General features: G+C 62.3%; 9 protein-coding genes. 4 read left to right on the forward strand and 5 right to left on the reverse strand.

Going from position 1 to position 12,103, the window contains the following annotated elements; genetic code table 11:
* Positions 1 to 158: 158 nt before the first annotated feature.
* The gene (locus tag ACQ4WN_RS23080) at positions 159 to 1,436 is read right to left on the reverse strand and encodes a maltoporin (RefSeq protein WP_436553632.1); all 1,278 of its coding nucleotides are present in this window, start codon (positions 1,434 to 1,436) and stop codon (positions 159 to 161) included.
* 66 nt (positions 1,437 to 1,502) lie between these two features.
* On the opposite strand from ACQ4WN_RS23080, the gene ACQ4WN_RS23085 reads away from it, so the two are divergent.
* On the forward strand, positions 1,503 to 1,745 hold the full coding sequence (locus ACQ4WN_RS23085; protein ID WP_436553633.1) for a hypothetical protein: 243 nt from the start codon (positions 1,503 to 1,505) through the stop codon (positions 1,743 to 1,745).
* 160 nt (positions 1,746 to 1,905) lie between these two features.
* Entirely contained in the window at positions 1,906 to 3,960 is a 2,055-nt protein-coding gene (locus ACQ4WN_RS23090) for an esterase-like activity of phytase family protein (RefSeq protein ID WP_436553634.1), read from the forward strand.
* 67 nt (positions 3,961 to 4,027) lie between these two features.
* Here ACQ4WN_RS23090 and ACQ4WN_RS23095 read toward each other — a convergent pair whose 3' ends face one another.
* Entirely contained in the window at positions 4,028 to 6,118 is a 2,091-nt protein-coding gene (locus ACQ4WN_RS23095; RefSeq protein WP_436553635.1) for a S9 family peptidase, read from the reverse strand.
* 238 nt (positions 6,119 to 6,356) lie between these two features.
* On the opposite strand from ACQ4WN_RS23095, the gene ACQ4WN_RS23100 reads away from it, so the two are divergent.
* Positions 6,357 to 6,953, forward strand: coding sequence for a hypothetical protein (locus ACQ4WN_RS23100; RefSeq protein WP_436553636.1), 597 nt, complete (start codon positions 6,357 to 6,359; stop codon positions 6,951 to 6,953).
* 577 nt (positions 6,954 to 7,530) lie between these two features.
* The gene (locus ACQ4WN_RS23105) at positions 7,531 to 9,165 is read left to right on the forward strand and encodes a methyl-accepting chemotaxis protein (protein ID WP_436553637.1); all 1,635 of its coding nucleotides are present in this window, start codon (positions 7,531 to 7,533) and stop codon (positions 9,163 to 9,165) included.
* Here the strand turns inward: ACQ4WN_RS23105 and ACQ4WN_RS23110 are convergent.
* The 3 genes from ACQ4WN_RS23110 to ACQ4WN_RS23120 all read right to left on the reverse strand — a co-directional run bounded on the left by ACQ4WN_RS23110 (position 9,137) and on the right by ACQ4WN_RS23120 (position 11,998).
* Positions 9,137 to 9,985: a DUF2071 domain-containing protein gene (locus tag ACQ4WN_RS23110; RefSeq protein ID WP_436553638.1), complete on the reverse strand. Its 849-nt coding sequence runs from the start codon at positions 9,983 to 9,985 to the stop codon at positions 9,137 to 9,139. The genes ACQ4WN_RS23105 and ACQ4WN_RS23110 overlap by 29 nt on opposite strands.
* A gap of 61 nt (positions 9,986 to 10,046) precedes the next feature.
* Positions 10,047 to 10,829, reverse strand: a complete 783-nt coding sequence (locus ACQ4WN_RS23115; RefSeq protein ID WP_436553639.1) for a 3-hydroxybutyrate dehydrogenase — start codon at positions 10,827 to 10,829, stop codon at positions 10,047 to 10,049.
* A gap of 92 nt (positions 10,830 to 10,921) precedes the next feature.
* Positions 10,922 to 11,998: an AraC family transcriptional regulator gene (locus tag ACQ4WN_RS23120; RefSeq protein ID WP_436553640.1), complete on the reverse strand. Its 1,077-nt coding sequence runs from the start codon at positions 11,996 to 11,998 to the stop codon at positions 10,922 to 10,924.
* Positions 11,999 to 12,103 lie beyond the last annotated feature (105 nt).

A 12,103-nucleotide genomic window follows, 5' to 3' on the forward strand; every position in this document is an offset into this window, starting at 1 on the left:
TTTATAGCCTTGCCGGCCATCCAGATATTGCCGAACCACTGTCAGCTTGAACTGCTCGTTGTACTTGGTCATGAAAAAACCCCAAAAGTTGGTGTCCAACTTTTGGGGTTCAGTTCAAGATTCCGCCCTTTTTAATGGCTGCCGTTAGTGACGCTGGCTTAGAACCAGGTTTCCACCTGGAAACCATACGACGTGCCGCTGGTATTGTTGTTGTACACGGGACCGGAGTTGTTCGAGGCGTTGACCGAAGCGGTAGCCGCATCGTTCCATTTGCCGTACGTCACGAAAGCGCGCAGTTCAGGACGCGACCACAGGCCAGGACCGGCCGAGATCGTCGGTGCGATGGTCAGCTTGGTCAAACGCTTGGCCGGCAGGCCGCCCGCTTGCGTTACACGGTCCGTACCCAGTTCGCCCACCAGTTTGAAGTTGTTGGTGAACGCGTACACGGGACGCACGCCGACCGAGGTCCAGGTCGAGGAACCGGTGGCGTTCGACTCGTCTTTTTGCCACAGCGCGACGAATTCCATGCCGAAGTTTTCCATTGGCTGGATGGCCATGTCATTGAAGACGCGCGTGCGCTTCACGTCCGAACCGAACGAAGTGCTACCGGAGGCGCCCAACTGGCCGTTGCCGGAACCACCGACGCCGGGGCCGACGCCGTACTGCACGCCGAAGGTATTGCCGCCGCCGAAGACTTTGCCTTGACGGTGGAATGCCGACAGCTGCCAGCCATTGTGCTTCGGACCGTAGCCGTCGTTATCCTTGCCCTGACCGATGATGTAGGTGGCGGCGATGTCCAGCAAACCATCCTGGTTCACGGGAATGTCGCCGTAGATCAGGTTCTGGCGCACGGCCGAAGTGGTGCCCACCGCGTTGGTCACGGGATTCACGTTGCGCACGTCGTTATCCTTGAAGAAGGCATACGACAGCTTGCCCGTGCCCACAGGAATGCGGTCCAGGCCGGCACCGGTGCCGTTCATGTTGATGTATTGCAGATCCAGCATGTGGATGTCAGGACGGTAGTAGAAACGCTTGCCGACCCAGGCCGTGCCGCCGTTCAGGAAATCGAGTCCCTGCGCTTCCACGTAGGCTTTGACGATACCGAGCTTGCGGTCGCCGAAATCGGAGCTCGGCGCGTAAGCGTTGACCCAGATCGTGGCCAGGTAGTTCACGTCGCCGGACTTGGCGATGGCCTTGGTGTAGCCGAATTCCGTGTAGGCGTCGCACTCATTGCCCAGACGATATTTCATGGTATTGCCGCCCAGACCATAGCAGCTTTGCGGACCGCCGCCGTCAGCGGTAGTGCTGCCGGCGCCAGCGCGCAGGTAGCCGTGGAAGCCTTCCGCATCACCTGGGTACATGGGGCCGGCGGCGGCGGAAGCGCTGGCGATGGCCAGGATCAGGGCAGGTAAGGTTTTCAATGCAGTGCGATTCATGCGGTCTCCAGAAGAATGTAGGTGGTAGCGCTGGCGCCCCCGAGGACGGCCATCGCATACGGTCTAATGCCGAAAACTAAGTCTAGCAGCGCTTTTTTAACCAGCCTGATACAAAACGAACAAGTGACGATACTTTCTTCCAGAGTGTTGTTTTTGCTGCATATCGATACTCTTGCGCATCAACAAGGCAGCCAGGCCTGCCAGCTGCTGGTGCAGACGGAGCGTTATGGCAGCAACATCGTGGCTGACAACTACCGGCAGCACGATTCAATAATGTGGATGACTTCAAGCGCGGCTACCTGCAGGTGAAAGGCATCACGCCCGAGCAGGTCCGGCGCCACGCCGATGGCCGCTCTGGCGGTATCGGCGGGCCTGTTGCGGATACGCCACCGCCGTGACGCCTGTCATGGGCTTGTCACTTTGAACAGTTATCCTCCCCGGCTTGAACCCCACCTTCGCCGAGGAATGCATGAACACTGCTGTAACGTCGACCCCGAAACTGACCCTGCTGGCCATCGCCGCCAGCCTGACCCTGGCCGCTTGCGGCGGCAGCGACAATACGCCGGCGGAACCTTCCAAGCCCGTGGCGCAGACGGGCGTGTTCCTGGACGGTGCAGTGGAAGGCCTCGATTACGTGGCCGGTAGCGCGGCCAAGGCCAGCACCAATGACAAGGGCGAATTCATTTGCAACCCGGGCGATACGGTGGCTTTCAGCGTGGGCGGCCTGGCCCTGGGCTCAGCGCCATGCGGCGCTGTCGTCACGCCGCTGACGCTGGCCGCCAGCACGAATGTGGCGGACGACAAGGTCGTCAACCGCCTGCTGGCGCTGCAACTGCTCGATGACGATAGCGATCCGTCGAACGGCATCAAGCTCACGGCCGAAGTGAAGGCGGCGCTGGCCGGCAAGACCCTGGACTTTGCCGTCGCTCCGGCCGTCTTCAACACGGCCCTGGCCGCACACTTGAGCAGCGTGGGGGGAAAATTCGCCAGCCGCACGGTCGATGCCGAGCGCCGGGCGCTGGTGCGCGAGCATTTCGAAGACACGCTGGCCTCGAAAGCGGGCGCGCCCGTCAACGAAGCGCTGACGCAGGCCAACCCGGTGGGCGAAGTGAAAGTCACCGTGACGCGCTACCAGATCCAGGCGGCGGACAAATACTATGTGCCGTACGAAGGCGCGAATGCGAAGATCAAGGGCGAATTCCCGAACGGTTTCCTGCCATCGTATGGCTCGGGCCTGGCCTACAAGGGCAAGAATGCGGCCGGCGACCTGGAATTCTATGGCTTGACGGACCGCGGCCCGAACGGCGACGGCCCGCAGGTGCCCGACCCATCGGGCAAGGGCACCATCGGCAGCAAGATCTTCCCGTCACCCAGTTTCACTCCCTCGTTCGGCGTGATCACGGTGGGCAAGAACGGTGCCGTGCTGGCGTCCAGCACGCCGATCAAGGTATCGGCCACCGTCAACAGCTCGGGCTTGCCCGTGCCCGTAGGCGCGGTGGGCAATTCGGCCGAGATTCCCGTCATGGATGCGATGAAGTTCGACGCGACCGGCAAGGCTGTCTTCAACGCGGGCGGCCTCGATTCGGAAGCCATCGTCGTCGATGCGAAGCGCAATGCGCTGTGGGTGTCCGACGAATACGGTCCCTTCATCATCAGGATCGATGCCGCCACGGGCGTCATCCAGGCCAAGTACGAGCCAGGCAAGGGCTTGCCGGCGCTGTTTGCCAAGCGCCGCGCGAATCGCGGCATGGAAGGCATGACACTCGACACCAGCAACGACAAGCTGTATGCCTTCCTGCAAAGCCCCTTGTCTGACGGCAGTGCGCCGTACACGGTGACGAAGAAGAATGAACAGGTCGAGCGCTTCGCCCGCTTCACGCGCTGGATCGAATTCGATCCAACGACGGGCACCAGCGGCAAGATGTATGCGTATCCGCTGAATGCGGCCGATTACCAGGATGGCCGCACGGGCAACGCCAAGCTGGGCGACATGGTGGCGCTGGGTGGCGGCAAGTTCCTCGTCATCGAGCAGGGCGCCGCGCCATCGGGCAAGGTCTTCAACAAGCTGATGCTGGTCGAATTGAAGGGCGCTACCGATATCGCGGACGCCGCCTTCAATGCGACGACGTCCGACCTGGAAAAAAGCAGCATGGGCGGTGCCGCCGTCAATGGCGCCGACTGGGCGGCTGTCACGCCGCTCAAGAAAACCCTGCTGCTGGACTTGAACGCCATCGGCTGGGCGGCGGAAAAAGCGGAAGGCCTGACCCTGGTCGACGACTCCACCATCGCGCTGGCCAACGACAATGACTTCGGCCTGAAAACCAAGATCTTTGATGCAAATGGCGTGGAAGTGGAGAATGCCGACGTGACCAAGTGCACGGTCGACGCGAACGGCGCCATCGTCACCAGTGCTGCCGTCGGCTGCACCGCGGGCAATACCATCCGCGTGTCGCGCGGCGACGACCGCGAGCGCCCAAGCCGCTTGTGGATCGTGAAGTTCGCCAAGGCGCTCAATACGTATTGATGTAGTTTGACGGACGAAAAAAAGCCGCACAGCGTGAACTGTGCGGCTTTTTTACTGTGGGCCAGGCTTATTTTTTGGTGTAGGTATTGAGCCAATCGAGCACAGTGTGATGCCACAGCAGCGAGTTGGCCGGTTTCAGTACCCAGTGGTTCTCGTCCGGGAAGACCAGCAGCTTGCTCGGGATACCCTGGCGCTGCAGCGCCGTGAAGGTACCCAGGCCTTGCGCCGTAGGGATGCGGAAGTCCAGGTCGCCCTGTACCACCAGCATCGGCGTCTTCCAGTTCTTCACGAAGTTCACGGGATTGAACTGTTCGTGCTTGGCCGGCGCATCGTAGTACGGGCCGCCGTTTTCCCACTCGGTGAACCACAGTTCTTCCGTCGCGTAAGCCATGCCGCGGTTGTCGAACACGCCGTCGTGGTTGACCAGGCATTTGAAGCCGTCCGGCCAGTTACCGGCGATCCAGTTCATCATGTAGCCGCCATAGGACGCGCCCAGCGCGCAGCTGCGCTCGCGGTCCAGCCACGGGAACTTTTTGGTGGCCGCTTCCAGGCCCTTTTGCAAGTCGACCAGCGGCTTGCCGCCCCAGTCGCCGCTGATGGAATCCGTGAACTTCTGGCCATAGCCGGTGGAGCCGTGGAAGTCGATGAAGACGGTGGCGTAGCCGGCGCCCGCATACACCTGCGGATTCCAGCGGTAGCTCCAGCTATTGCCAAAACTGCCTTGCGGGCCGCCGTGGACGAGGAAAGCGATGGGATATTTTTCACCCGCCTTGGCATTCCACGGCTTCATCACGTGGCCGTAGACGGTGTCGCCATTCGCGCCCGCGAACGAGAATTGTTCATATTCGCCGAAACGCACATCGGCCAGCGCTTGCGCATTCTGTTTCGTCAGCTGGACCATCGGCGCGTTTTCCGACTTCGCGTCGAGCTTGCGCGTGTACAGCTGTGCGCCCGAGGCCAGGTTGGCTTGCGCCAGTACGATGGTATTGCCGCGCACGTCGAAGTCGCCCACGGCGCCCTTGCCCGTCAGCGCATTGACCTTGCCGCTGGCCGCGTCGATGTGGAACAGGCGGTGCTGGCCCACGTCATCGGCGGCGACCAAGAAGGCCTTGCTGTCCGGCGTCCAGCGGAAGTCCGCCACCGAACGATCCCAGTCATCGGCCACGGTGCGTTTCTTGCCCGTGGCGACATCCATCAAGACCAGGTGAAAGCGGTCCGCCTCGAAGCCCGGCTTTGTCATGGCGACATACGCCAGCGTGCGGCCATCGGGCGAGTAGGTGGCTTTCGCATCCCAGGCCGGATTGTCGGCGGTGAGATTGCGTGGCGCCTGGCCGCCGGCGGCAGGAATCGTGTAGACGTCGAAGTTGGTCGACCACGATTCCGTGCGGCCGGCCACGCGCACCGAGAAGGCCACCGTCTTGCCATCCGGGCTGAAATGGTATTCGCTGTTGTCGCCGAACGGCTTCGATGGCGCGTCGCCATCGAGGGTGCCGCTCAGGCTGACGGGCGCGGTGCTGACCTTGCCGCTGGCGTCGATGGGCGCCGAGTACAGTGCATTGCGGCGGCCATCGGCCCAGGTATCCCAGTGGCGCACGAACATCTGGTCGTAGACCATGCCGCTGGCCTTGTTCCTGGCTTTTTCATCCAAGCGTTTTTTCGTGCAGGCGAGGTCCGCGCAATCGAGGAAGACGCCCATGCTGAAGGCCAGGCGGTCGCCCTGCGGCGACAAACGGTAGGTATCGACATCCAGCGCCAGGTCGGTGACCTTGGCCGCTTCGCCGCCGTTCAGGGGCAGCCGCCACACTTGCGAGGAGCCGGAGCGGCCCGAGAGGAAGTAGATGGCGTCGCCGTTTGGCGACCATTGCGGGTCGCTGGCGCTGGACTCGCCGCGCGTGAGCTGGCGCGGCGCCGTGTTCGGCGCGCGCAGGTCGATCATCCACAGCTGCGTGTTGCCGCGGTTCTTGTCCAGATTGGTGCTGCGCACCGTATAGACGACGCGCGTGGCGTCCGGCGACAGCACAGGACTACCCACGCGCTCCATGGCAACCATGTCTTCCACGGTAAAACCGCGCGGCGCGGCCAGCGCAGGTTCTGCAGCAACGGCGGTGGTGGCCATGGCGGCACTGAATGCTCCCAAGAGCAGCAGACGTAAACTCATTCAAACTCCCGTTTTATATTGCGACGTTATCGATATGGTATTGACGTGGCCGGCTGTACCGCCGGCAGCCCGACATCATAGCAACAAAGACGCGCCAGCTGCGGGAGTTGACCGCCGGTTAGCCGGCTGGCAGTGCCAGTTGGTCGAGTGGTCGGGCGCGCAGATGTTTTCTTACAGAAACAGCTGTTTTTGTGCAAAGTGCTAGACTGCCGGCCTTTGACAACTACTCTCGACACCCATGCGCCTGACTTCCCTCGCCCTGACCGCCGCCGCCCTGTTTGCTACCTTGCCAGCCCAGGCGGCCACCATGCCGACGCTCGAAGAAATCCACGCCGCCGTGCAGGCGGGCGTGGCCAAGACCCGGGCCAAAATACAATCGACTTTGCCGGTACCAATCGCCGTCAAGGTCACCAGCTTGACCGGCTGCCAGGATTCGCAGGAAGTGCCGGGCGAAGTGGTGTGCCTGGTTGGCATGAGCGGGGGCATGCGCGATGCTTTCATGGTGCTGCCGCTGCGTAACGAGAACGGTACCTGGGTCGGCGTCGAGCGCAAGGACGCCAGGTTCGCGGGACCGTCTCCGGCCGAGGCGCAAGCGATGATACGCGCCTGGGCCAAGGAAGAAGTGGCGCGCGATCCGGAAGCGGCCAAGGATGTGCAAATGCAGGAAGCGCAAAGCACCATGCAGGTCAAGGCCGTCAACGAGTGCGATGTCAAGCGCAAGACGGGCTACCTGGTATGCGATACGGAATTGAGCGTGCCGAGCCGTCCGGAAGGCATCAAGACGGAACTGACCTTCATGCTGGAAAGCGGCAACTGGCGCTACGTGCCGCGCTAGGCAGCCGACCGCCCTCCGCTCTCGCACCAGCCTGAACCTTCTCCCTGCATAGCGCCAGCGCCTTTTCGGGACGTCTGGCGCTGGCGCACCCCATTCCTTTCCTGCACATCATGCCTATGTGGTGGCCCATGAGGCCGCCGGCAGGCATGCGCCTCCATCATCGGCAGGATGCATACAATTCCACGAAATCAATATAGCTGAATTAATATATTTATTGATTAGTTATTTATATCCAATGAAAACGATAGAATTGGTGATTATTTTTGAATTAGTGGTCATTGTGCTAGATAAACTAATTTATTTGTTTTAATCATTATTTTGTGCGTATGATAGTGATAATGCGAAAGTAAGCGCCGCGATGCCAATGTCTGGAGAGCCGCCTTGGTGAAAAAAATAACGAGTAGCGAACTGCTGCTGGGAATGTATGTCGAGCGCCTGCCAAGGCTGGAATAAAGTGAATTTTGTTATCAATAAGATATTAAAATAAAGGCGCCAGTGCCGCATCCTTTTCCCTGTCTGGCGACCGTTCCTTGTCCGCATACCCGTCAGCGTACGGGCTACTTCTGAGGATGTGACCATGCGACTCAATCTTCCCGTCAACGATACCGAGATCAAGCTGAGCGATACCGAGACCATCGTCTCGACTACCGACTTGCAAGGCAATATTACGTATGCGAACCCGTACTTCATCGCCGTCAGCGGTTACAGTGCGGAAGAATTGATCGGCGCGCCGCAAAACATCCTGCGCCATCCGGACATGCCGGTCGAAGCGTTTGCCGATTTCTGGGCCACCATCCGCTCGGGGCGTTCGTGGAGCGGCATGGTCAAGAACCGTTGCAAGAATGGCGATTACTACTGGGTGCTGGCGAACGTGACACCGGTGGTCGAGGATGGCGTCGCTGTCGGCTACATGTCCGTGCGCACCAAACCGACGCGCCAGCAGGTGGCGCAGGCGTCCGCCCTGTACGCGCGCATCAAGGCGGGACAGGCCGATGGCATCGTCATCAGCCAGGGCGCGGCCGTGCGCACGGGCTGGTTGGCCAGGCTGGCAAGCTTGCGCGACCTGGCGCTAGGCAAGCGCATCGCCTGGAACCTGGGCTTGCTGAGTCTGGTATTGCTGCTGCAACTGGCGTGGAATGCGGGCGTGCTGCCGGCCAGTGCGGGCGGCTGGCTGACGGGCCTGTCTGTGGTAGCGCTGTGCGCGACCCTGTATTTCTGGCACAGCTTGCACCGCGCCGTATTGCAGCCCTTGCAACAGGCGCGCCAGGCGTGCGACGTGATGGCGGGCGGCGATCTGACGGGCGAGCTCGATACCACGCGGCGCGACGAGATGGGGCAGCTGCTGCGCTCGCTACGCCAGTTGCGCGTGAATTTGCACTCCATCGTCGGCGATGTGCGCGGCAATTTCCTGCGCATCAGCATGGCCAGCCAGGAAATCGCCGCTGGCAATATGGATTTGTCGGGCCGCACGGAAGCGCAGGCGTCCGCCTTGCAGCAGACGGCTTCGAGCATGGAGCAGCTGGCGGCCACGGTGCAGCAAAACAGCGGCAACGCCGTGCAGGCCAGCGACATGGCGGGCAAGGTACATGGCTTGGCGGGGCGGGGCGGTGAAATCGTCGGCCAGATGGTGACGATGATGGCCGACATTAACGCTTCATCGAAGAAGATCGGCGACATTACCGGCATTATCGAAGGCATCGCCTTCCAGACGAATATCCTGGCCCTGAACGCGGCCGTCGAAGCGGCGCGCGCGGGTGACCAGGGGCGTGGTTTTGCCGTCGTGGCGGGCGAGGTGCGCAGCCTGGCTCAGCGCAGCGCGTCGGCCGCCACGGAAATCAAGCAATTGATCACGGCCTCGCTGGCACAAGTGCAGGCCGGTGCGAAGCTGGCGCAACAGGCGGGCGTCAGCAGTGCCGAGATGCTGGGCGCCGTGCAGGGCGTGCACGGCATCATGGAAGAGATTGCGTCGGCCTCGCGCGAGCAGAGCCATGGCATCGGCCAGGTCAACATGGCTGTCACGCAGATGGATGAAGTGACGCAGCAGAACGCGGCGCTGGTGGAGGAATCGGCGGCCGCTTCGGCGTCGCTGCAAGACCAGACCCTGCAGCTGGAGCAAGCGATGGCCCTGTTCAAGCTGGAACGGCGGCGCGGTGGCCAGGCAGGCGCCGCCACGCCCCGGCGCGCTACAGCAGGCGCTCTGACAGCGCCTTGAAGGGAACCTTGGGCACGAGGAAGGCAAACGGTTTTGACACGGGCGGCAACTGCTCCAGCAAGCCGCATTCGGCGCGCAAGGCAGTCAGCGCTTGCACTTGATCCAGATCTACGGGCAAGTCGATTTCACCGAAGACCAGCTGGTCGTTGCGTGGCACATGCGCGATGGCCGCATCCTGGCAAGCGAGGAAGGCGACGGCATCGTGCCAGTTGCCGAACAGCGCTTGCCAGTCGGTATCGAGGCAATGGGCCGCTGTGATCTCCGCCTGCACCTCCAGCGCTGGCGCGCTGCCGGCGCCGCTGGCAATGGTGCAATTGGCTTGCGTGGCGCTGACCTCCAGCGTCATCCCGGCGGCCAGGTGCGTCGGTAATATATCGCTGAACAGGCGCGTGCCCAACGCATGGGGCAAGCTATCCATGATGTTTTTCAGAAAGTACACGCAGGGCACGTCCGGCGCGCCCGCTGGCGTGTGCTCCAGGTACAAGCGCCAGTTGCTTTGCAGGGGCGATGGCAGCAGCTTGCGTAACGGACCGGGCAGGGCCGGGCCGAAATGCCCGTGGCGGTAGGTCAGCACGGTAAATGGCGTCTTGCCGCCGCGCTGCCACAGGGTCACGCCGGCGGGCAGCAGTTGCTGCGCGGCAGCGGCGTCCACCAGCCAGCTCACGTAGACGACGTCGCGCACGTCGCTGTGCAGGGTCAGGAAGGGCAGGCGGGACATCATCGCCTGGCGTAGGTTGGCAAAACGTGTGCAATTGGCGAGCGCGGCAAACAGGCGCCCCGGCCAGCCCACGCGCGGATGACGGTAAGAGTTGTCTTGCAATTGGGAACTTTCAGATGCGGTGATGCAGGCGGACGGCGCCGCCTGCCGGAGACGCTAGGTGTTATTGCATATGCCAGCCGTGGCTGACGACGATCGATTGGCCGCTCAGTGCCGTCGACGGGAACGCTGCCAGGAACACGGCTGTTTGCGCCACGTCCTGGGTGGTGGTGAATTCGCCGTCGATGGTGTCTTTCAGCATCACTTTCTTGATCACGTCTTCTTCGCTGATGTTCAGCTGGGCCGCCTGTTCGGGGATTTGCTTGTCGACCAGCGGCGTGCGCACGAAGCCGGGGCAGATGACATTGGCGCGGATGTGGTCTTTCGCGCCTTCCTTGGCCACTACCTTGGCCAGGCCCAGCAAGCCATGCTTGGCCGAAACGTAGGCGCTCTTGAAGGGCGAGCCTTCGTGCGAGTGCACGGAACCCATGTAGATGATGGCGCCGCCGCGGCCGGCCTTGATCATTTCGCGCATGCAGGCGCGCGTGGTGAGGAAGGCCCCGTCCAGGTGGATGGCCAGCATCTTTTTCCATTGATCGAACGGGTAGTCGACGACAGGGCTGATGATCTGGATGCCCGCATTGCTGATCAGGATATCGATGCCGCCGAAGTGGGCCGCAGCATCCGCCACGCCCTTGTCGACCTGCGCTTCGCTGGAGACATCCATGGCGACGGCAAACGCCTGGCCGCCCGACTGCTTGATTTCCTCGGCCGTCTTGCTGGCCGCTTCCAGGGCCAGGTCGGCGATGACCACCTTGGCACCTTGTTTTGCGTATTCAATGGCCATTTCCTTGCCGATACCACTGGCGGCGCCGGTAATCAGTGCGACTTTGTCTTTGAGTTGCATATTAATCCTTTGCATTGCGTGTTGGAGTGATCGTGGGAAGTCAGACTATGCCAGTATAGCCAGAAAACGTGCCGCGCATGGCCCGCGCACGCCTACAAACCGGCTTGCCTCGCCTGTAACTCTTGCAGGCGCCAGGCGCCGGGATTGGTGCCCGCCCAGGTGCGAAACGCGTGATTGAACGCGCTTTGTTCCTGGTAGCCGAGCAGGAAGGCGATATCGACCAGCGACAAGTCCGGCTCGCGCAAATAATCGCGCGCCAGGCCATAGCGGGCCTGGTCCAGCAGAGCCTGGAAACTGGTGCCCGCATCGGCCAGTTTGCGCTGCAGGGTACGTGGCGTGACGGCCAGGGTGGCGGCAACGCTGGCCAGCCGGGCCGAACCCTGGCGCAAGCCCGCCACGATGGCTGCATGGACCTGTACCTCGATGGCGCCGCCGTTCCCTGCGGCAGCCTGGCGCTGCGCGAGCAGTTGTTCCGCATGCTGGCACAGCACGGGGTACAGGCTGACGTCGGCGTTCGGCACGGGCCAGTCCAGCAATTGCGCGTCGAAGCTGGCCGTGTTGGCGGGGCCGTTGAAGGCGGGCAGGCTGCCCAGCACGCGCACGTATTCGTCGCGATGCGCGGCGTGGCGCAGCAAGTCGCCGCCGCCATCATGGGTAAACGTTAGCCGGGCCGGCGGCAGCGGCAGGCCCGCCAGCCAGTCGCCGCAGACTTTGACGCCGGCAAAGACGCTGTCGACCAGATGCCGGCTGGCGCCCGGATAGTGGCTGGCCCAGCGGTAATGCGCGACGGCGCCATCGCGCTGCAATGTCGAGCGGCCCAGGTCATGCGCCAGCCGTTCATAGCGGGCCGTCTGTTCCAGTGCCTGGCCCACATTGCTGCAACTGAGTAAAATCAAGCCATACGCGCTGTACGTGCCCATGCGGACTCTCTGGCCCACGTGCAGGCCGAAATGCGCGTCGCCCGCCAGTTGCGCGCCCGCATCGAGCAGGCGCACGTAGTCGCGCGCGGCCAGGCTGGCCGCTGGCGCTTCCAGGCTGTGCGGCGCCACGCCGGCTGCCTGCGCCAGGCTGACGTTATCGATGCCGTGCGCGCCCGCCGCTTCCAGCAGCGGCTGCAGATAGGCGCCCGCGACCCTGCCTTCCGCGTGTTGGCTGTCAGTGCCTGGCATGATGGAACAATGCAATTGTCATGAAAAACCAATACCCTTCGTCTCTGGCGGCATATGCTCTTGATCTAGCAAGAAAATCAGGCAGGGACAGTATAGCAAGCCGCC

Origin of the sequence: Janthinobacterium pasteuri (assembly GCF_051380775.1) — a bacterium.
Taxonomy (GTDB): domain Bacteria; phylum Pseudomonadota; class Gammaproteobacteria; order Burkholderiales; family Burkholderiaceae_D; genus Janthinobacterium.